Source organism: Tateyamaria algicola (assembly GCF_047715485.1).
Classification (GTDB): domain Bacteria; phylum Pseudomonadota; class Alphaproteobacteria; order Rhodobacterales; family Rhodobacteraceae; genus Tateyamaria.
Map to the genome: position 1 here is coordinate 178,217 of NZ_CP180422.1, position 18,455 is coordinate 196,671.

Below are 18,455 nucleotides of genomic sequence, written 5' to 3' on the forward strand. Positions count from 1 at the left end.
AAATCACGGAAGTTTCCTCTTGACGTTCCGCCCGTTTATGGGAATTTTCTCAGTTATGGGAATCACAGATATACCAAACTCAACACGGCTCGCTGAGCATCTGTCGAGCTTGCGCGCGCAGCATCAGATGACGCTTGCCGCGCTTGCCGACAAAAGCGGGATCAGCCGGGCCACCCTGTCGCGCATCGAAAACTCGGAAGTCAGCCCGACAGCGGAGACGCTTGGGCGGTTGGCGGCAGTCTATGCTGTGCCGATATCGCGCCTGTTGGCCCCGATGGAGCAGGTGTTTCAGCCCGTCATCCCGCGTGCGGATCAAGCGATCTGGCGCGATCCGGAACATGGCTTTGAGCGTCGGAGCGTGTCGCCGTCCAATGGGCCGCTTGCCGTCGAGCTGATTGAGGGCACGATTGAGCCAAATCAGGAGATCACATACACCGCCCCCGCGATCCCGGGCCAGGAACACCATGTCTATGTCCTGTCGGGCCAGATCGAGATAGCCGTCGAAGGCAGGCCCAACGCGCTGCACAAGGGCGATTGCCTGCGCTACGTTCTGTTTGGCGAGACCCGGTTTCGAACGGGCGACGCCCCGTGCACCTATGTGATCGCCCTGAAATGACCCCGGCAGAGGTCGCAATCGCCCGCCTTGGTGCTGCGGATCTGGATACGCATCTTTCTGCGCTCTGCACCATCCTGATTGACAGCGTTGCAGAAGGTGCTGCGATCAGCTTTATGGCGCCGCTGTGCAGTGCGGACGCCACTGCTTTCTGGGACACTGATGTAAGAGGCGCGGTCGACACAGGTCGCACACATCTCTTTGGTGCTTTCGTTGGAGGTCGTCTGGTGGGCACGGTTCAACTGGTTCTGGCGATGCCCCCCAATCAACGACACTGCGCCGAGATTTCAAAGATGATTGTACATCCCAGCGGCAGGCGACGCGGTGTCGGCACCGCGTTGATGCGCGCCGCACTGGAAGCGGCCAAAGAGGCAGGCAAGACGCTGATCACATTGGATACGCGCACTGGCGACGTTTCCGAGGCGCTGTACCGCGGTGTCGGTTTCACAGAGGCGGGCGTCATTCCGGACTTTGCCTACGATCCCGACGGCGGTCGGCGCCATCCGACCACGCATATGTACCGATATGTCTGAGCGGCGATGCCCGGGGTGTTGATCCATGGCCTGCTGGCCCTGCTGGGCGGTGTGTTGGTTGCAGCGCAGGGCCCGATCTATGCGCGGCTGTCAGAGGGGCTGGGCCGTGACTATCTGCTGGCCGTTTTCATGGCTTTTCTCAGCGCAACACTTGTGTCCGGCATCCTCGCCTTGGCGAGCGGGAGTTTTCGGTCCCTGACGTTCGTGGCACTTGCGGGGTTGCCGCTTTGGGTGTGGCTGGGCGGCATCTTCGGAGCCCTGCATGTCATGATCTCAATGCAGAGCATCCCGGTCCTGGGTGTGACACTGTTTCTGGTTATCGTCGTGACCGGCAACCTGATGGGCGCTGCGGCCTATGATCACTTTGGGGCCTTCGGCCTGAAACAGCGGCCGTTCTCTTTGGGGACGGCTATTGGGTTGGGCATGGTGATCCTGGGTGTGGCCATACTGGCGATGGCGCAAGAGCACTGAAGGATCATTCGGGCGCATGACAGATCCTGTATGGCGCTCCATGAAACATGTCGTCCTGGCAGAGCGGTCAGCGCGTTGGCGGAACCTTTTGCCGCCGACACAATATGATGCCGCCCAAGATGATACACCCTCCACCAAGTATGACGGTTCCACCGGGGCGTTCCCCGAAGGAGACCCATCCGATAACAATCGCGAAGAGCAGCCAAGAATAATCCACAGGCCCCACCACTGACAGCGGTGCCGAGCGATATCCCCGGATCGTGCAGTATTGCGCCAGCACAGCCAGCGGCCCCAGCGCAAAGCACATCAGATAGACCCCGGCCCCGATGGGTTGCCATTCATAGTAAGCGGGGACTGCCATCAAGCCGATGCCAAACATCCCGATATAGAGCATCATGGTCACCGCGCTGTCGCGCTGACTGAGAACCCGGATCAGATACCCTTCGCTTGCCATCAGCATCGCGCTGAGCAGTGCGATCAGTGCGGGAACAATCACCAGACCCGTTTGAAAGGCGCCTTTGCCCATCATCAAGACAGTCGCACCCGCCAGCGAGATCAAGACGGCAACAGCCTGACTTCTGCCAATACGTTCGCCCAGCAAGACAACGCCAAGCGCGACGGCGAACACCCCATAGAGCATTCCGATCGCGGAAGCGTCGGCAAGCGGCATATGCGCCGAGGCCCATGTAATGGACGCCGCCGCAAGACAGCCGAAAGCGGCGCGGATCAGGTGCAATCCCGGTGTCTGGCTGCGATACGCGCGCAGTGGTCTCGACCACCGCGCAATCACCACCACGACCGCCGTAGAGCCGATATAGCGCAGAAACAGGATCTGGAACGTGCCCACAGCACCATCTGCAAACTTGGCGGCGGCAAAAATCAAGGCGAAAAGGCCCGTACTGATCAACACCCACAGGATCTCTGGCAAATAGCTTTTTTGTTCGGATGAGTGAGATTTTGCATTAGCCATACCTGTTCCAAGATCAGACTATGAAACTGATCTCAAACCAGTATGGCTGTCTCTGGAGTAGAAATTTTGATGCAGAACTCTCTAGACATATCGCTGAATGCCGTCCGGGTCTTTCTGCTCGTGGCCGAGCATGGCAGCATCAAACGCGCAGCAGAGGTCCTGCACGTGACGCCTGGCGCGGTCAGTCATCAGGTGCGCATCCTCGAGGATGGGCTTGGTGTGCAGTTGCTGCGGCGTGCCAACAACTCGATAGATTTGACCCCTGTGGGCCAACAACTCTTTCGCGAAGGATCCCCCGGATCGGATCTGCTGCACGGCGTGATTGACCGGATCAGGCGCGACGCCAACGAGTTGCGTGTACATGTCAGTCTGTCCTTTGCCACGAGGTGGCTCATTCCAAGACTTCAGGACTTTCAGGCGCGCAATCCGGCCGCCCGCGTCCGCGTGGAAACAACCCATTCAATTGACAGCAAACCTGACCCGGATGCCGATGTCTCAATCCAGTACTTCAGTCAGAGCCGCATCCCCGACGGATCACAGGTGCTGTTTCAGGACATCTGCCGCCCCTATGTGTCACCCGCGCTTTTGACGGGGTCACATCGTGTCGAGGACTATCCAGCCATTCAGGCCACGCAGGACAATTGGGACTGGACGCTTTGGCGCAAAGGCGCAGGGCTCGGGGCGGCGAAATTGCAGATGGCAACCCGGGTCGATCTGGATGACGCAGCATTGCGCGCTGCCATTGCAGGCCTTGGGATGGTGCTGACGTCCGAGTTCATGATCGCCGACGATCTTGCCAATGGGCACCTTTGCCCGCTGCCGGACAGCCCCGAGGTTTTGCTGGGTGCCTATGTGATCCATCAAAGCGCACGCCAGACCGGCCTTTCCCAGCGTTTTGTCGATTGGCTGCACAAATCTGCCGGCGCAGTTCGCTAGTCGGGTGTGAAATCTGCCCTCGGGCGGATCAGCTCCTTGGTTTCGAACTGCTCAATCGCATGGGCACACCAGCCCGCAAGCCGTCCGACGGCAAAGATGACAAAACCCGCGTCGCGGGGCAAATCTGTTGTCAGTGTGAATGCGGCCAAAGCCGCGTCTATGTTGGGGCGCATGTCCCACCTGTCTGCGATGGCCGCGACGTGCTGCAACGCGGGTGCGTCTGGCCCCAAAGCGTCCAACAGGCAGGACGCCCGGACATCCCCCGCGGGGTAAAGCGGATGCCCGAACCCATGCATATAGGGGGCTGCCCGCGCCTGGCGCAGAAAGGTGGCATCGCCTGCGATCTCTGCCTCTATCGTTTTACACGCATTGCCCGCGACCCCGCCATGGCGCGGCCCGGACAGGGTGGTGAGCCCCGCCAGCAAGGCCGCCGACAGGCTGGCCCCGGTTGACGCGCAGACACGCACCGCAAAGGTTGAGGGGTTGAGCTCGTGATCGCTTATCAGCACCAGCGACCGGCGCAGCGTGTCCGTGGCTTGCGCATCCAGCCCCCATGCCCGGCCGATCCGAAGATGGATAGGGGCGTTTGTGGACAGGCCAAACATTGCATTGACCGTGTCGGACAACAAAGCGCCCCCCGCTGCGGCCAAAGCGTCGCGATCCTGGTCGATCCCTGGCGGGTCATGGGCTGCGCGGCGGGCCAGAAACGCCAAGGCGTTTTGCAAGTGGTGCGCCCCCTCTGACAGGGTTCGGACACTGCGGGGGCAGCCACGTGCGCTTTGCAATGATGCGCGGCCACCTCTTCAAGGCTCATTTGCGCGGCACACTCCGTTGCCTGTCGATGGCCGAACCACAGCACCCCGTCGCGCACACCGGAAATCGACGTCTTGAGAACGGGATCGCCCCAGCGGATCGCCTGTGCCGCCACATCGCTGCGCGCACGCGGACGCCTGTGCTTTTGTGCCAATTGGTCCACGTCGAGTTTGGCGTAGAGGCTGCGGCGCGGGTCGTCGGGATCGCTTGTGACCTGCAAGAAACCCCGGCTCACATAAGCATAAAGCGTCTGCGGCCTGACGCCCAAAAGCTGGCAAGCGGTCTTGGCATCGATCCAATCCGTGTCCCTCATATGTTGATTATCTTTATCAAGATTGAGCGGAGGTCAATGGCGCTCTACCACGTGCTGAGCACAGGAGACCCGTTAGATGATCACAGGCTTTTCCGAACAGATTGCCGAGGCATTGGGCCACGGCATGGATGCGGCACCAGAGGTGCATTTCACCGGCAGAGGTGCCCTGCCCTCGTATTTTGATGTGGCCGGTCTGGCCGCCGACAGCATTGCCGCTGCGGCCCGGGAACTGGGCGCGCTCATGGGGGCGCGGCAGGTCCAGGTCGATCGTCGTTTGGCGCAATTCTGGTTTGGCATGACATTGCGCCCGGAGGGCTGGACCTTGCCCAATCCGTGGGATGACATTGCCGGGGACTACCGGGCGCGAGACGGTTGGATCAAGCTGCATACCAATGCCCCGCATCACCGTGCTGCCGCTCTTTCCGTATTGGACTGTGCGCCCAACAAGACCGCCGTCGCGCAAACCATCGCAGGCTGGCGCGCGGAAGACCTGGAAACAGCCATCGTTGCCGCATCCGGTTGCGCGGCTGCCTTGCAGAGCCGCGCTGCGTGGGCCACGCATCCCCAGGGCCGTGCAGTAGCCCGTGAGCCACTGATCTCATGGCAGGACACCGCAGAAGCGACAAAGCGCGTTCCTCAAACGCTGGATGGCTTGCGCGTTCTTGATCTGACCCGCGTGTTGGCGGGGCCGGTTGCGACGCGCCTGCTAGCGGGTTTCGGTGCGAATGTCCTGCGTATTGATCCCCCGGACTGGCATGAGCCGGGGGTAGAGCCAGAGGTGACGGTGGGCAAACGCCGTGCGGGCCTCGATCTGCGCAAGATGGCGGATCGGTCGGTGTTCGAGGGCCTGATGCGCGATGCCGATGTTGTGGTCCACGGTTACCGCCCGGATGCACTGGATCGGATGGGATATGGCGCGCACGCCCGGCGCGCTCTAAACCCGGATCTAATCGATGTCAGTCTGTGCGCCTATGGGTGGACGGGCCCGTGGGCCGGCCGACGCGGGTTTGACAGCCTGATACAGATGAGCAGCGGCATTGCCGCCGAAGGATTGGCCCGCGGCGATATGGACGTGCCCAGCCCCCTGCCCGTTCAGGCGCTGGATCATGCCACGGGCTACCTGATGGCTGCTGCTGTTTTGCGTGCCTTGCGGGTGAAGGGCGCGACCGGTGCTGTTCGCTCGGCCCGGCTTTCGCTGGCGCGCACGGCGGCTTTGCTGGCGTCTGGCAGAGTGCAAAGCCCTGAAGACACGCTTGATCCCGAAACGCCCGCTGACCTTGACCCGACACCTGAGCGGACGCCGTGGGGCCCTGCACAGCGGTTGCGTTTTCCGATCCTTGTGGACGATATGCCGCCCAATTGGCGCACCCCAGCGGGCCAATTGCGTGTAGACCCTGCGCAATGGACGCGCATGGTCTGAACTCGGCGTCACGCCTTGCGCTGCACAAGCCAGATGGCGACGGCTGTCGTCGCCATCCCGCACAGCTGAACGCCGCCAAGCGCATCGCCGTATATCACCCAACTCATCGCCGCTGCGACACCCGGCACCATGAAAAACAGCGCGCCGACCTGCGTGACGGATCCGCGATTGATGAGCCACATCAAGAGCATGACAGCCGAGATCGAGAGCACGAAGACAAGCCAGACAAAGGCAAAGACCAGTTCACCGCTCCAGATCACCACGCGGGTCTCGAACAGCATCAGAATGGCCGGCGGTACCAGGCCGCCAAGATACTGTACCGCCGTTCCTGATCGCAGGTCTGTGCTGCCTCCCACGGCCCGTTGCAGCACCGTGCCGCAGGCGATGGCCACACAGGATATCAGGACCGCAGCGACCGTGGTGCCGTTGATCCCGGATCCGGTCACATCCAGCTTGGGCGCAAGCACCAGGACGACGCCGACAAAGCCCAGAACAAGGCCTGCCCCATGCCGCCGTGTCATCGGCTCGCCCAAGAACCAGGCCGCCAACAGGGCAGTCAGCAGCGGTTGCAGCCCAACCACCACTGCCGCCACCGCCGACGGCATCCCATGTCGTACCGCCCAAAAGATGCCAGTGAGATAGACTCCGTGCACCAGCATCCCGATCAGGAAGGCAGACAGGGTCTGTTGTCGCGATAATCGTTCCGCCCGCATCACCCATGACAGGGCAGCGAGTACCGCAAAGGCAAAGGCGAACCGGAGTGACAGGAAGGTGCCGGGCTCTGCATAGGGCATCCCCGCCTGCGCCCCGACAAAGCCAGACGCCCACAGGACAACGAACAGAACCGGGGCGAGGCGCGTCATGGCAAGTCTCCTTTGACCGTCGCGGAGACACTGCGCGGCAGCGAGGCGAGAACAACGCCGATGATGGCCAATGCGCCCCCGATAATGGTCAGGCTGCCGGGCCAGGCGCGGGTCCAGACGACTTCGAGCATCAAGGCTGTCGGCGGCGTGAGGTAGAGAAAGCGCGCCGCGACCGATGGCCCAAGCTGGGCCACCACGTAAGCCCAAGACGCATGCGCCAGAAACGCGGAAAAGAGCGCCATGAACACGATCACCGGCAATAGAATACGCAAGGTGGCGGCTGGTTCTGCGAGAATCTGGCGCACGCCTGTTCCAAGCCAAGGCAGCAGTAAGACACCGCCGATGATCACCGCGTATGCCGTGCATGTCAGCGCGCCGTAGCTGCGCACCAGGGGCTGCTGCACCATGAAAAAGACCGCGGATGAGAGTGCTGCCCCAAAGGCCAGACTGGCGCCTGAGCCAAGCGCCACGCCCCCCGGTTGTACGGTCGCGATACAGGCCAGCCCACATAGCGACACGCCCGCCCCGAACCACACCCGCTTGCCAATACGCTCTTTGCGCAGCCCCCAGGACAGCAGCATCGTCAGAATGGGCACCGTCCCGATGATGAAACTCGCCGCACCCGGTGAAATCGTGCGCTGCCCGGTATTCAGCAGAACATTGTAGAGGAAGGTGCCTGTCATCCCAAACAGCAGAAGCGTGCCGAAATCCTGTCGCTTTGGGACCTTTGCCTGCGTCGCAAACAGCCAGATCAGGCACACGAGCCCAGCGCATGCAAAGCGCACGGCCGCCAAGGGGATCGGGTCGAGATGCGCCACCGCAAAGGTGATCATCGGAAAGGTCACGGCCCAGGACAGAACCGACAGGATGATGGCGGCCGCGATGCGCAGTTTTGTCATGTGCACGATCATGTGGCGGTCGACGGCAACTGAAGCCCGGCACAGGCGATCCCAAGCACAAAGGCGGCGCTTGGTCCCGAAGACAGCGCACCGAACGCTTGGATGGACCAGGCCAACGCTAGGTTTGGTAGTGCCTCAACCAGCATGTCAATTTGATCCGTTGCCCATGTCTATTCCGGCTGAATACGAATCTCGGTCTTGACCGAATTGGCGATGTAGCACTGCGCATGCGCCCCCGCATGGAGACGCGCCAATGCGTCAGGATCTGGCCGCGCACCAGACCACTGCGTCTTGGGTCGCAGCGTGACCGTGCTGACCCAATACGTCCCCGCCTCGGTTCGTTCCAGGCGTCCCTGGGCCTCATCATGATAGGTCAGGACGGTGTGACCCTGCCGCTGTGCAAGGCTGAGGAACCACAGCATGTGACACGACGCTATGGCAGCGACAAAGGCTTCCTCGGGGTCGACAGAACCGGGATCCGAATAGGGCACGGGCACCACCTGAGGCGAGGCAGAGGCCGGGATGCGCGCCCCGCCATCAAAGCGCCAGAGGTGCGCGCGGGTGTACTTGCCCTTGGTGAATTCCCCGCCGTCGATCGACCATTCAACTGTCGCTTCATGGGTGCCCTGTGCCATCTTGTTCCTCGTCATTACACGGTTGCTACTTTTTATGTAGCACGTATAGTATTGCTACTCATCGTGTAGCAACAGGAAATTCGGGATGTCGGTTTTGGCTGGGGGTGCCGCCCTTTTGGCGTCGCTTGGATGGGCCACGGGCATCGTCTTTGCAGAGCGGCCCGCGCGGCTTTTGGGGACGTTTGATTTCACGCGCATACAGTTGGTGATCTGTGCTGTAACGGCGATCGCGCTGAGCAGCCTGTTTGGCCTATGGGCCAGCGTCGATCCCGGACAGTGGCCCGCCTATGTCGTCAGTTCGGTCATTGGCATTGTCGTCGGCAACATCGCGATGGTCGGCTGTTTGCGCCTTGGTGGGCCGCGGCGGGCCGAATTGCTGGTATCGCTGAAACCGTTGTGCATCGGCCTGATTGCTTATCTCTGGTTCGAAGAGCTGCCGGACCTGCGCGACGCAATCGGGGCATTGATCGTCATGGCAGGCATTGTTCTGGCCATCGCGCCAGATCAGCAGGAAGCCGGGAACAGCGCCCCTTTGTGGCAGGTCATCGCGCTTGGCCTGCTGGCCACGATCAGTCAAAGTATTGGGTTTTTGGTGGTCAAACCGGCGTTGGAGGCCGGTGCCGACCCGCTTGCTGTCACCTCATTGCGCCTGTCGGGGGCGGCGGTGCTGGTGACACTGGCAGGTGCAATGATCGGTGCGCGGTTGCGGACGGGCACACCTATCTCGGCACGGCTGATTGCCCAAACAGCGTTTCCGGGCCTCTTGGGCTATGTCTTGTGTTCGTCCCTCTTGCTCTATGCGCTGGCGCATATGGAGGCGGCAGTTGCCTCGGTTCTGGGGTCGTTGTCGCCGGTTTTGGTGTTGCCCGTATTGTGGATCAAGTACCGTAGACGGCCGACCATGCGCAGCACACTGGGCGCGGTCGCATCATTCCTGGGCATCGTTGTTATTTTGACGGGGTAGAAGCGGCCGCCTTCGCCTGCATTGCCTCTGCCCATCGGTGGGAAAACGCATCGAGCGGCTTCATCTGCTGAAAAAGGTCCTGACCCAGTGGTGTCAGCCCATATCCCTGGCCGTGATGGTCCACGATGCCCGCCTCGCGCAGCTCTTTCAGCCGCCTGTTCAACACGGTTGGCGACACGTCATCGCAGGCTTCCTGCAGTTTGCGAAATGTCAGCGGTGCGGGGGCAAGTTGCCAGATGACACCCTGGGCCCAGCTGCGCCCCAACAGGTCAAAGAGCGCCATCACCGGCCTCCCTGTTTTTGAGCCGCGCACCGGCTCTCCGGGCAAGGGAATTTTGGTGGTCAAAGACGTCTCCTTGCGCTACCGTTTACGTAGCAATACACGCTATCCTAAAGGTAGCGTTTATCCGTATCGTTGTCATTGACCTTCCAAAGCATCTGCCCTGTGGGAGTTTTGCGCATGCTGTTCGACATCTTCATTGCAACCTTTTTGGCTGGCATGTCCTATGTCTTGATCCCCGGCCCCGCCACATTGGCCGCTCTTAACCTCTCGGCAACGACAGGGCGCGGGGCCTGCGGCAAGTTTCTGACCAGCCACCTTGTGGGCGATCTGTTTTGGGCAAGTCTGGCCATCGCCGCACTCATCGGAACCTCTTACGTGGGGCCCATGCTGTTCCATGCACTGGGCGTGGTGTGTGGGATGTACCTGATCTATTTGGGGGGACGCGCGTTGACCTCATCCCAAACTGCGGCGGCGCCTCTTGTCATGAACCCTTGGCGCAGCGGCCTCATTTTCGGGATCACCAACCCAAAGGCCTACCCTTTCGCAATGGCAATGTTTGCCGCCGTGCTCAGCCGGTTTGAGGACGATCTGGTGTTTGGCAACGCCGTCTTGCTGGTGACGGCGGCATTCTGCGGTTTTGTCCTGGCGACGGCATTGGTGGTGTTCTGGACAGGGTTGCCCGCAATCCGTCGGTGTTTCATCCGCTATGGGCAGCTGATCAACCGCGCAATCGGCGTGATCTTTATCGCGTTGGGGGCGAAGATCGTGGCGGAGGCATCCGCCGGTTTTGCCGCCCGCCGCCATGGCTAGCCTTGAATCGCAGGCAGACAGATACCAACCATCCCCCTTTTCGCAGACAGGAACACAGCCATGGCCCATAGCTTTAACCCGCCCGACATCTGGCAACCCTTTGGTGCGTTTTCCCAAGCCGTTGTCGGGGGACCCGGTTACACCATTTATGTCAAAGGACAGGTCGCGCTGGACCCCCGCGGCACGATTGTCGGCGAAGACGATATGCGGGCGCAGGTGCGCCAGGTGCTCGAGAACGTCGCGGCCATCCTCGCTGCGGCGGGCGGGCGGATGAGCGACATCGTCTCAATCCAGCAATTCACCACGGACATTCAGGCCTTTATGCAATGCGGCGACATACGCGCCGCCCATTTCAACGCGCCTTTTCCCGTGACCACAACGCTTGAGGTTTCGGCCCTTTATGACCCCGGATTGATGGTTGAAATGACCTGTATCGCGGAGATCCCTCTCGATCGTTTCGAGCGCCCCGGAAACGCTATCGAGATGCACCAAATCAGCTTGTGAATGATGTGCCTTGCAGTTGCGCGATCATCAGATGTTGCAGCAAAATGATCGTCTTCGCATCGCGAATGCCACCGTCCGCGATCATTTGCATGGCTTCGGTCAGTGGGACTTGCAAAACCTCAATATCCTCACCTTCCTCATGTGATCCGCCACCCTCGCCAGTTTGATCATCCACGCGGTATTCACCTTTGAAAAAGGCCAGATACTCGGTCACTGAACCGGGGCTCATATAGACATCGTATAGATGGGTCAGCGTCTCTATCTGGAAGCCGGTTTCTTCGATCAATTCGGCGCGCATCCGTTCCTCGGCATCGGCACCGTCCAACAATCCGGCGGGCGTTTCGATGAGCGAGGTCAGCCCGCCATTCAGAAACACGGGAAGTCGAAACTGCCGTGTCAGCAGGACATGGTCTGTGTCGGGATTGTGCAGAAGGCAGGTTGCCCCGTTGCCTCGATCATAGGTCTCACGCGTCTGGCGTTGCCACTCTCCGTTGCGGCGGCGCAGCTCGTATTCAAATTTGGTCAGGACACCCCAATCGTCTGCAAGAACTTGGCTTGAAACCTCTCGGTAGACACCCGTTTCGCTCATCTCACTTGCCCCCTCACGTCCATACGCGCATCGTGCAAAAACGTGCAGAGTCAAGAAAAGTCGTGCAATGCTGAGTCATGAGCGGAAGACACATCTTCTTTCCATTCTTTCCCAAACAGGCAGCGTCATTGCCAAGGGTGTGAGCCGTGAACTTCAGGTTTCAGAGGACACCATCAGACGAGATCTGCGCGAACTGGCCAAGGACGGCCATTTGAAGCGCGTCCACGGAGGTGCCGTACCGGTCGCGGCCGCAAATGCGCCGTTTCCACGCAGGATTGGCATCGCCACGCCGGAGAAAGCTGAGATTGGCAAACGCGCTGCGGCGATGATTGAACCAGGACAAGTGGTTTTTGTGGACGGGGGCACGACCGCGCTGCAACTGGTTCGCAGCATTCCGCAGCGCTTAAGTGCAACGATCATCACGCACAGCCCCGGCATTGCGATGGAATTGCTCGACCACGAAAGTCTGGAGGTGGAAATCGTGGGAGGCAGGCTTTCGCGTCATTCGGTTGTCACGCACGGCGCGGCGACGATCGCATGGCTGGATCGCTATCGCCCTGACATCTGTTTCATCGGTGCGACCGGTCTGCACCCCGAACAGGGCATCACCACTGGCCAAAGCGAGGATGCAGAGGTCAAGCGCGCCATCATTGCGAGGTCGGGTGCCGCTATCATTCTCGCCTCATCAGAAAAATTTGGTGCCGTATCCGGCTTTGAGGTTGCAGGCTGGGCGGACGTTGATGGTCTCATTGTCGCGGAAGAAGCGCACTCAAAAGCCAACAACTTGTTCGGCCACCTTGGCTGCGAGATACACGCACCGGTGACCGCGTAGATGCGCGCGCCAGGCGTCTGCTGCAAGCTGCCGCGATGATTGCAACGCAGGGCGAAAGGGTCTTCTACTGTGCGATAATCAGTGACCGCTCGGGAGACTCCGCGGCACTCTGGGAATGTATTTCGAACTTATGTAAGGCGACTTAATCAATGTTCCGCGACCTTCAGATATCAGCGATTTCCATGGGGTTACTCGCCGCTTTCGTGGGATATTCGGCATCCTTCGCAATTGTGCTGGCAGGGTTGACAGCGATGGGGGCCAGCGATGAACAAGCTGCCACAGGACTGTTTTTTGCCACACTCGGAATGGGGATTTGCAGCATCTGGCTGCCTGCCGTCACCCGCATTCCGGCCGCTGTGGCGTGGTCCACACCGGGGGCCGCCTTTCTAGCGGCAACAGTCGCCCTGCCCGGCGGATTTGGCGAGGCGGTCGGGGCTCTGATATGTTGCGCTGGCTTGATCGCTGTAACCGGGCTCATTCCCGCGCTCGGACGAATCGTTGCCGCGATCCCAAAACCCATCGCAAACGGGCTTCTGGCAGGTGTCCTGCTCAAACTCTGCCTGGCGCCTGCGCTCGCGCTTGGCAGCATTCCCTTGCTGTTTCTGCCAGTGCTGGTCGCCTGGCTGGCTGGATTGCTGTGGAACAGGCTGGCCGCAATGCCGTTCGCCGTGCTTGCGTTTCTATTGGTTCTCTATTTCGCCGTCGACCTGTCGGGCAGCGGACCTCAATCCGACATGGCGTGGTTGCCTGCCTTTGCGCCCGTCGCGCCGGTCTTTACAGTCCAGTCATTCTTTTCCATCGCCTTGCCGCTCTACCTCGTGACAATGGCGGGGCAAAACATCCCCGGCTTTACTGTGCTTGAACTGCATGGCTATCCGGTGGAACGACAACCCTTGGTCCGCAACACTGGCCTTGTCAGTCTCGCCTTTGCTCCGTTCGGATCGATACCGGTCAATATGTCCGCAATCACAGCGGCTATGATGGCCGGTGAGGATGCTGGCCGCGATCCCGCAACACGTTACTGGGCTGCGATCACATCCGGGGTCGTTTACGTGTTTCTGGCCTTTGCCGCTGCACTTGTCACATCATTGGCCAGCCTTGCTCCACTCGCGCTGATCACTGCGGTGGCAGGCCTTGCGCTTATCCCCGCCTTGGTCGGCTCCGTTTCGGCCGCCTTCAGTGAACCCAGCCAGTTGGAAGCGCCAGCGCTCACGTTTTTGGTTGCGGGCAGCGGTATGACGCTTTTCGGCGTAAGCGGAGCGTTTTGGGGGATTATCGTAGGCGTGGTCATCTGGTTATCAAAGACGGCAGCGAAACAACGTATGCAGCCCTAGCCCGCCTCACTTCTGCAAATCCAGACGCTTGCACAGAGCACAGCACCCCCACTTTGACGAAACCGTCGCTGGACGGGGACGGCCCACTCCCGACCTTGGACGTGCCATCCGGTGCTGCGGCGCGGCCCGTCAGAGCCACCATTCGCTGCAAGTGCAAGATCTCGAACGAATGGAACTCACAGCCGGCTCGACGATGCGGGCTTTCGCTGCAGCTGCGCGAAAGGCGGCTTTCGGTTGGCAGGGCAGAAACGTATGCGTGTTCAGCTGAGCTTTTCGACGCTTCTAAGGTTGCTCTGCCCAAACCTTGTAGTTGAACAAGGCACCGTCTTCCTTCGCATATCTTACAGTTTCGCGAACATATTCAGCCGAACGCTGAGGATCGAAATGATTGAGCCAGTGCTCTGGCTCGTCGCCTAATGGGGCAGGCAAGATGCCGTAACCGAAGTTTCGCCGTACAGTCCCACCTTCCGCACGTAACACTCCCATTCGAGAAACGCCAATTCCACGCGTTGCAAGGTAATCATTGAAAGCAAGCAGCTCAGCTTCGGAAATCCATTCCGTGCTTTTCCCCGATTGTGCTTGGGAAATGAGGTTTTCGAATCTGGCGTTCATGGTCGCTCCAGCAATCAACTTCATGGCCACCTCCTGTCCGGCTTTCGTTAGACGGAAGAACTGATTGTTGCAGGTTCTGAACGGCTGTACCGATCAGAACCTGCATGGCTTGGCTCGTCCTCTTTACGCATGCCTAGCAAAAGCTAAGTCACCTGCTCGAGTTAATCAAAACCTGCCGCTGTTGTCGCGAGCGTTTGGTTGCGGCTGTCAACTCTTCTTTGAACTGCAGCGCAGGCCTGGATGTTTCCTTCCAAACAGGCAGCGTCCAGTTGTTGGCTTGCTGCAATTTCCGCAGGAGAGTCGCACGCGCTCAGTCCAAGCACTGCAAGAATTACGTATCTCTTCATTGACGTTCTTTCATATTTTTTGGTTCCGCGCCGGTCAAAACAGCACGGGAGGGTGGACAAGGTTGTGAACCTCGCGAGGAATCCGCGAAGTCGTAACCTCTGTTACTTTGGTGGTTCGTGAGTGGTGGTTCGGTTTGGGTTGTCCTGATCAGTTCTGACGGATCAGGTGTCCTCCAACTGCGCTTTGATGTCGTCCACCCCATCACGCTTAGACATTTTTTTTCGATAACTTGTGGGGGTTTGACCGGTATGCCGCTTAAATGCGTTATAGAATGATGAGCGGGCGTTGAAGCCAACATCGTATGTGATGTTCAAGACGGACTCGTTTGTGGTCGCCAGCAAGGTTTTGGCCTCAGCGATGCGGTAGCTGTTTACGAAGTCGAAAAAGCTCTCACCGATCACCTCGTTCAGTGTTTGAGAAATGTAGTTTGACGACGCACCTATGTGCTTGGCCAATGCCCAAAGCGACAGATTGGCATCCCGGTGCAAGTGGTCCACTTCCATGGCCTTGCGCAGTTTGGCACTTAAGCGATCCGATGCCTCTGGGCTCAATGCAGACTTTTCATACTTTCCAGGTGTCGGAAATTTCGGCTGAGCCGCAGGTTCACCGACATCCTCAGGTGCCAAGGGCGGGCGCTGACGTATCCCCCAGAGCGTGATCGCGCTGACAAGGATGAAACCCACGACGCTTGTCAAAATATCCATCGACGGTGGGATGTCTCCGGATCCCACGGCAACAAACAACAACAGTGTCATTGTAAACCAGAATGAAAAGCCCAAGCCGCCTATGACGTATATCCAGCGCAACTCGTAGTGCTCGGTGCTGGAGTAGTAGTCTCGCAACTTGAGCCGGAACCTTGAAAGACGGCGCACGATGAAGACCAGATAGAGTGCGATCTGGGGAAAAACCGCGAGTTGGAGCAGCCCCACAACGACAATAAGCGTCATACCCCATGCAGTGTTTGGCTCTGGATCGTTCGAAAACAGCGTCTCGCGAATGGTTGGCGGTGATGCCAAGACCAAGAGTGTGACGATCAGCGACGCGGCTGGCAGGGCAAAATGCCGGACAATGCGCCTCGGCATGTCTTGCTCTGATGATGTTAAGACAAACACGTAGAGCCAAAAAAGCGGAGCAAGAAAAAACGAACTGGGCCAGGTGATTAAGCTTGCGGTTGATGTGTAGCCACTTGGCAAGGATGCCAATAACTGGGCGAAGGCTTCGGGACTGTTGTTCACTGCAATCGCCATGAGGAAGATCGCGAAACTCCAGCTGACGCGCGAGTGTCGCGTCTGCATCAGACAGAAGGCCGCCCCGAAAATGGTGATTGCGACTGACCCAAGGCTCGTCATCTCAACAAGAATACTGTCCATAAACTCAATCACCTAAAAAATGCCGATCCGCGCGTTACTGCGGAATAAGCTCTTGCGCGTAGCTTTCAATAGCGCCGTTTCGGTTGGTGACCGCTGCGCGGACCCGACCGGTCGTAAGCTCGGCTGCCACAACTGCGTCGAACCCGTGGTTTCGCCCCTCGTGCCAAATGACACGACCCGGTTCAACAAACACGCCCAACCCAGATTGCCGATGCACGGGTGTGACCATGCGGGCGGCCAACTCAAACGGCAGAATTGCGCGGCGTTTGCGGCGCAAGGAATCGAGTATCCCTTGATATAGTTTCGCAAGGTCAGAAGCGGTGGCCCATAGTCCGGCCGCTGCACTCTCCGGGTGCCGTCTGAACCCGCCTTCCACACGCTGGCCACTCTCATAAAAGCCGTGGGCGAAGGCAGCGTGCGGCGTGATTGCAAACGTCGCGGCAGACGCGCCGGCGGGCTGAAGGACCGCTCTTGATGTGTAGGTTGAGAATGCCTCGCCGGTCACGTCCTCGATCAGCGCCTGCAACACCATCGTTCCTCCGCCACTATACCTGAACTTACCCAACAGCCGAGGACGCGTAATGACGGCGCCGGAAGTCGCAGGCACTCGCCCGTCGAGGATCTCAAACAGTTCGGGTAGATCTTCGGACGGGCCGTATCCATCAAAGCCATGGATGGACGTGCCAGCCGTATGAGACATAAGCTCTGCCACAGTTGCCGTGTCGCCGCGCAGGCCAGGCAACTGCCAGCGCCTCAGATACGGGTTCACGGGGGCGTCAAACGCCAGGTGACCGTCACGCACCAAGGTTAGAACAGCAAGGCAAGTCACGGTCTTTGAACATGATGCCACCTGAAAAAGCGTGTCATCATCAACAGCGACGCCCGCCCGCGCCTTGCCCCCGTGTTGCACCGTCAAAAGGCCATCATTCATCGCGGCAATTTGATAGCCGGTGTCGGTTCTGGCAATGTGCTGTGCCGAAGAAATGCGCGGCAGCGGCGCAAAGGCAGCGGCTAGGGTCGCCGCGTTAAATGTTCGTCGGTTCATGGTTTTGATCTTCTGCCTCCGGCTCTGGCCAGTTTTTCTGGCTGTTCGGGGCAGAAATGCGCGTCAGTCAAACCAAGATCGCCTGTTCCTATAGGTTTGGACGAAAGAACGGCGGGGTTGAGCAGATTGGCACCACGTGGAATGGCCTATCGCTGCCGTTGAACAGAGCCGCGCCATGTTGAAGTTGATCTGGCTTCCAAGTCGTCGCCCCGTCCTCTCGTTGGAAGATCAGCTCGGTCATGGCCTTTACGCGGTCTTGCAGTATTGGGATGAGACGGTTGGAAAACCATGGGTTCGACTTGAGCCAGCGGTTGTTCCGGGGGCTCGGGTGAGGAAGGATAATCTTTTCGGGCCACACCTCTGGCCAGGCTTTCACAGCGTCCGTGACAGAATGATTGGCGTAATCCGGCAGGTGCCAATTGATCGCATAGCGTCCGATTACGATGGTGAGTTCAACAGAGCCCAAAGCCTTCAAAACCCGGCTACGCCACGCTTTGGCACATTCAGAGCGCGGCGGCAGGTCGCCGCTGGGCCCGGTGCCGGGATAGCAGAACCCCATCGGCAGAATCGCGATCTTCGATGCATCGTAGAAAGTCTCGCGGGACACGCCCAACCAGTCCCGGAGCCTGTCCCCCGACGGATCGTCAAACGGGATGCCTTTGTGATGGGTGATGCGCCTGGGTGCCTGCCCTGCGATCAGGATCTTGGACGTCGCAGTGAACTGCAGAATGGGTCGGGGTCCCAGAGGAAGATCCTTACAGGCGTTGCATGACAAAATGCTGTCGATCAGGTCAGTGTTTCGATTTGGTTGCACGCGGCCCTCCGCCATGGCGTGGACGGCGCCTTTGCGCCGCCCTCTGCCGATTGAGGGACTTCAGATCGCCGCAGGGCGATCTTCGGGCTGGTGCAGGCCAACCACGGCCAACACCGTCAGGCCGAGGATCATGTAGTACCAGAAATCGAGACCAGCAAAGCCAAGCACGATTGGAGCGACCACGAATGCAATCCCGACTAGACCATCCACCGCCAAATGCAGCGCGTACGGCAAGACCCGAATGACACCGAGGTGATGGTCGGTCAAAACGGTGAGGACAAATGCGGCGACACCAGTGGCAACAGACAGCCAGAACGCCAGCGCATTCTCGGCACCGAGGCCAACGAGAAACGGCATTGCGATCAGGCCAAGGGCAACCGGGTAGTCCAGATAAGCATGGATGGATTTTGTGACAAAACGGGGAAACATGGTGACGTGTCCTTTTCTTCGGATGCTGTGTGTAACGTAGACAGGACAAAGATAG

22 protein-coding genes are annotated in these 18,455 nt (G+C 59.4%); 10 read left to right on the forward strand and 12 right to left on the reverse strand.

The window, feature by feature from the left end:
- The first annotated feature begins 127 nt into the window (after positions 1-127).
- From ACMHLQ_RS03115 to ACMHLQ_RS03125, 3 genes are read left to right on the forward strand one after another with little or no spacing between them, the layout of a single operon-like run.
- Entirely contained in the window at positions 128-616 is a 489-nt protein-coding gene (locus tag ACMHLQ_RS03115) for a helix-turn-helix domain-containing protein (protein WP_415403305.1), read from the forward strand.
- Positions 589-1,146, forward strand: coding sequence for a GNAT family N-acetyltransferase (locus ACMHLQ_RS03120; RefSeq protein WP_415403306.1), 558 nt, complete (start codon positions 589-591; stop codon positions 1,144-1,146). The genes ACMHLQ_RS03115 and ACMHLQ_RS03120 overlap by 28 nt, the downstream gene beginning before the upstream one ends.
- Before the next feature lie 6 nt (positions 1,147-1,152).
- The gene (locus ACMHLQ_RS03125; RefSeq protein WP_415403308.1) at positions 1,153-1,617 is read left to right on the forward strand and encodes a DMT family transporter; all 465 of its coding nucleotides are present in this window, start codon (positions 1,153-1,155) and stop codon (positions 1,615-1,617) included.
- 67 nt (positions 1,618-1,684) lie between these two features.
- Here ACMHLQ_RS03125 and ACMHLQ_RS03130 read toward each other — a convergent pair whose 3' ends face one another.
- Positions 1,685-2,545: a DMT family transporter gene (locus ACMHLQ_RS03130; protein WP_415403309.1), complete on the reverse strand. Its 861-nt coding sequence runs from the start codon at positions 2,543-2,545 to the stop codon at positions 1,685-1,687.
- A 111-nt stretch (positions 2,546-2,656) separates the two neighbouring features.
- Here ACMHLQ_RS03130 and ACMHLQ_RS03135 point away from each other — a divergent pair, with 111 nt between their 5' ends.
- Entirely contained in the window at positions 2,657-3,523 is an 867-nt protein-coding gene (locus ACMHLQ_RS03135) for a LysR substrate-binding domain-containing protein (protein ID WP_415403310.1), read from the forward strand.
- Here ACMHLQ_RS03135 and ACMHLQ_RS03140 read toward each other — a convergent pair.
- Entirely contained in the window at positions 3,520-4,248 is a 729-nt protein-coding gene (locus ACMHLQ_RS03140) for a citrate/2-methylcitrate synthase (RefSeq protein WP_415403311.1), read from the reverse strand. The genes ACMHLQ_RS03135 and ACMHLQ_RS03140 overlap by 4 nt on opposite strands.
- A 477-nt stretch (positions 4,249-4,725) precedes the next feature.
- On the opposite strand from ACMHLQ_RS03140, the gene ACMHLQ_RS03145 reads away from it, so the two are divergent.
- Positions 4,726-6,069, forward strand: coding sequence for a CoA transferase (locus ACMHLQ_RS03145; protein ID WP_415403312.1), 1,344 nt, complete (start codon positions 4,726-4,728; stop codon positions 6,067-6,069).
- 8 nt (positions 6,070-6,077) lie between these two features.
- Here ACMHLQ_RS03145 and ACMHLQ_RS03150 read toward each other — a convergent pair whose 3' ends face one another.
- From ACMHLQ_RS03150 to ACMHLQ_RS03160, 3 genes are all read right to left on the reverse strand, one after another.
- Complete coding sequence (locus ACMHLQ_RS03150) at positions 6,078-6,932, reverse strand: DMT family transporter (protein ID WP_415403313.1); 855 nt, start codon at positions 6,930-6,932, stop codon at positions 6,078-6,080.
- The gene (locus ACMHLQ_RS03155; RefSeq protein WP_415403314.1) at positions 6,929-7,831 is read right to left on the reverse strand and encodes a DMT family transporter; all 903 of its coding nucleotides are present in this window, start codon (positions 7,829-7,831) and stop codon (positions 6,929-6,931) included. The genes ACMHLQ_RS03150 and ACMHLQ_RS03155 overlap by 4 nt, the downstream gene beginning before the upstream one ends.
- A gap of 170 nt (positions 7,832-8,001) precedes the next feature.
- Complete coding sequence (locus tag ACMHLQ_RS03160; RefSeq protein WP_415403315.1) at positions 8,002-8,481, reverse strand: OsmC family protein; 480 nt, start codon at positions 8,479-8,481, stop codon at positions 8,002-8,004.
- A 70-nt stretch (positions 8,482-8,551) separates the two neighbouring features.
- Here ACMHLQ_RS03160 and ACMHLQ_RS03165 point away from each other — a divergent pair, with 70 nt between their 5' ends.
- Positions 8,552-9,430: a DMT family transporter gene (locus tag ACMHLQ_RS03165; RefSeq protein ID WP_415403316.1), complete on the forward strand. Its 879-nt coding sequence runs from the start codon at positions 8,552-8,554 to the stop codon at positions 9,428-9,430.
- On the opposite strand, the gene ACMHLQ_RS03170 is transcribed toward ACMHLQ_RS03165, so the two are convergent.
- Positions 9,414-9,713 carry a winged helix-turn-helix transcriptional regulator gene (locus tag ACMHLQ_RS03170; protein WP_415403317.1) on the reverse strand — a complete coding sequence of 100 codons (300 nt, stop codon included), beginning with the start codon at positions 9,711-9,713 and terminating at the stop codon, positions 9,414-9,416. The two genes, ACMHLQ_RS03165 and ACMHLQ_RS03170, sit on opposite strands and share 17 nt — an antisense overlap.
- 177 nt (positions 9,714-9,890) lie before the next feature.
- Here ACMHLQ_RS03170 and ACMHLQ_RS03175 point away from each other — a divergent pair, with 177 nt between their 5' ends.
- Entirely contained in the window at positions 9,891-10,523 is a 633-nt protein-coding gene (locus ACMHLQ_RS03175; protein WP_415403318.1) for a LysE family translocator, read from the forward strand.
- 60 nt (positions 10,524-10,583) lie between these two features.
- Complete coding sequence (locus ACMHLQ_RS03180) at positions 10,584-11,027, forward strand: RidA family protein (protein ID WP_415403319.1); 444 nt, start codon at positions 10,584-10,586, stop codon at positions 11,025-11,027.
- Here ACMHLQ_RS03180 and ACMHLQ_RS03185 read toward each other — a convergent pair.
- The gene (locus ACMHLQ_RS03185) at positions 11,017-11,616 is read right to left on the reverse strand and encodes an NUDIX domain-containing protein (protein WP_415403320.1); all 600 of its coding nucleotides are present in this window, start codon (positions 11,614-11,616) and stop codon (positions 11,017-11,019) included. The two genes, ACMHLQ_RS03180 and ACMHLQ_RS03185, sit on opposite strands and share 11 nt — an antisense overlap.
- Positions 11,617-11,683: 67 nt before the next feature.
- On the opposite strand from ACMHLQ_RS03185, the gene ACMHLQ_RS03190 reads away from it, so the two are divergent.
- Both ACMHLQ_RS03190 and ACMHLQ_RS03195 read left to right on the forward strand, forming a co-directional pair.
- Positions 11,684-12,448 carry a DeoR/GlpR family DNA-binding transcription regulator gene (locus ACMHLQ_RS03190; protein ID WP_415403322.1) on the forward strand — a complete coding sequence of 255 codons (765 nt, stop codon included), beginning with the start codon at positions 11,684-11,686 and terminating at the stop codon, positions 12,446-12,448.
- A 149-nt stretch (positions 12,449-12,597) separates the two neighbouring features.
- Positions 12,598-13,782, forward strand: coding sequence for a benzoate/H(+) symporter BenE family transporter (locus ACMHLQ_RS03195; protein ID WP_415403323.1), 1,185 nt, complete (start codon positions 12,598-12,600; stop codon positions 13,780-13,782).
- Between the two features lie 282 nt (positions 13,783-14,064).
- Here ACMHLQ_RS03195 and ACMHLQ_RS03200 read toward each other — a convergent pair whose 3' ends face one another.
- The 5 genes from ACMHLQ_RS03200 to ACMHLQ_RS03220 all read right to left on the reverse strand — a co-directional run bounded on the left by ACMHLQ_RS03200 (position 14,065) and on the right by ACMHLQ_RS03220 (position 18,400).
- On the reverse strand, positions 14,065-14,418 hold the full coding sequence (locus tag ACMHLQ_RS03200; RefSeq protein WP_415403324.1) for a hypothetical protein: 354 nt from the start codon (positions 14,416-14,418) through the stop codon (positions 14,065-14,067).
- A gap of 485 nt (positions 14,419-14,903) precedes the next feature.
- Complete coding sequence (locus ACMHLQ_RS03205; protein WP_415403325.1) at positions 14,904-16,112, reverse strand: helix-turn-helix domain-containing protein; 1,209 nt, start codon at positions 16,110-16,112, stop codon at positions 14,904-14,906.
- A gap of 34 nt (positions 16,113-16,146) precedes the next feature.
- Positions 16,147-17,157, reverse strand: coding sequence for a serine hydrolase domain-containing protein (locus ACMHLQ_RS03210; RefSeq protein ID WP_415403326.1), 1,011 nt, complete (start codon positions 17,155-17,157; stop codon positions 16,147-16,149).
- A gap of 88 nt (positions 17,158-17,245) precedes the next feature.
- Positions 17,246-17,986 (reverse strand): uracil-DNA glycosylase family protein, encoded by a 741-nt coding sequence (locus ACMHLQ_RS03215; RefSeq protein ID WP_415403327.1) that lies wholly within the window; start codon positions 17,984-17,986, stop codon positions 17,246-17,248.
- A 45-nt stretch (positions 17,987-18,031) separates the two neighbouring features.
- On the reverse strand, positions 18,032-18,400 hold the full coding sequence (locus tag ACMHLQ_RS03220; protein WP_415403328.1) for a hypothetical protein: 369 nt from the start codon (positions 18,398-18,400) through the stop codon (positions 18,032-18,034).
- Between the last annotated feature and the right edge of the window lie 55 nt (positions 18,401-18,455).

Bases quoted from the DNA above. Each gene is read 5' to 3' on its own strand.
- ACMHLQ_RS03115 (WP_415403305.1), top strand. From the start codon at position 128: ATGACGCTTGCCGCGCTTGCCGACAAAAGCGGGATCAGCCGGGCCACC.
- ACMHLQ_RS03125 (WP_415403308.1), top strand. From the start codon at position 1,153: ATGCCCGGGGTGTTGATCCATGGCCTGCTGGCCCTGCTGGGCGGTGTG.
- ACMHLQ_RS03135 (WP_415403310.1), top strand. From the start codon at position 2,657: ATGCAGAACTCTCTAGACATATCGCTGAATGCCGTCCGGGTCTTTCTG.
- ACMHLQ_RS03145 (WP_415403312.1), top strand. From the start codon at position 4,726: ATGATCACAGGCTTTTCCGAACAGATTGCCGAGGCATTGGGCCACGGC.
- ACMHLQ_RS03150 (WP_415403313.1), bottom strand. From the start codon at position 6,932: ATGACGCGCCTCGCCCCGGTTCTGTTCGTTGTCCTGTGGGCGTCTGGC.
- ACMHLQ_RS03155 (WP_415403314.1), bottom strand. From the start codon at position 7,831: ATGACAAAACTGCGCATCGCGGCCGCCATCATCCTGTCGGTTCTGTCC.
- ACMHLQ_RS03160 (WP_415403315.1), bottom strand. From the start codon at position 8,481: ATGACGAGGAACAAGATGGCACAGGGCACCCATGAAGCGACAGTTGAA.
- ACMHLQ_RS03165 (WP_415403316.1), top strand. From the start codon at position 8,552: ATGTCGGTTTTGGCTGGGGGTGCCGCCCTTTTGGCGTCGCTTGGATGG.
- ACMHLQ_RS03170 (WP_415403317.1), bottom strand. From the start codon at position 9,713: ATGGCGCTCTTTGACCTGTTGGGGCGCAGCTGGGCCCAGGGTGTCATC.
- ACMHLQ_RS03175 (WP_415403318.1), top strand. From the start codon at position 9,891: ATGCTGTTCGACATCTTCATTGCAACCTTTTTGGCTGGCATGTCCTAT.
- ACMHLQ_RS03180 (WP_415403319.1), top strand. From the start codon at position 10,584: ATGGCCCATAGCTTTAACCCGCCCGACATCTGGCAACCCTTTGGTGCG.
- ACMHLQ_RS03185 (WP_415403320.1), bottom strand. From the start codon at position 11,616: ATGAGCGAAACGGGTGTCTACCGAGAGGTTTCAAGCCAAGTTCTTGCA.
- ACMHLQ_RS03190 (WP_415403322.1), top strand. From the start codon at position 11,684: ATGCTGAGTCATGAGCGGAAGACACATCTTCTTTCCATTCTTTCCCAA.
- ACMHLQ_RS03195 (WP_415403323.1), top strand. From the start codon at position 12,598: ATGTTCCGCGACCTTCAGATATCAGCGATTTCCATGGGGTTACTCGCC.
- ACMHLQ_RS03200 (WP_415403324.1), bottom strand. From the start codon at position 14,418: ATGAAGTTGATTGCTGGAGCGACCATGAACGCCAGATTCGAAAACCTC.
- ACMHLQ_RS03205 (WP_415403325.1), bottom strand. From the start codon at position 16,112: ATGGACAGTATTCTTGTTGAGATGACGAGCCTTGGGTCAGTCGCAATC.
- ACMHLQ_RS03210 (WP_415403326.1), bottom strand. From the start codon at position 17,157: ATGAACCGACGAACATTTAACGCGGCGACCCTAGCCGCTGCCTTTGCG.
- ACMHLQ_RS03215 (WP_415403327.1), bottom strand. From the start codon at position 17,986: ATGGCGGAGGGCCGCGTGCAACCAAATCGAAACACTGACCTGATCGAC.
- ACMHLQ_RS03220 (WP_415403328.1), bottom strand. From the start codon at position 18,400: ATGTTTCCCCGTTTTGTCACAAAATCCATCCATGCTTATCTGGACTAC.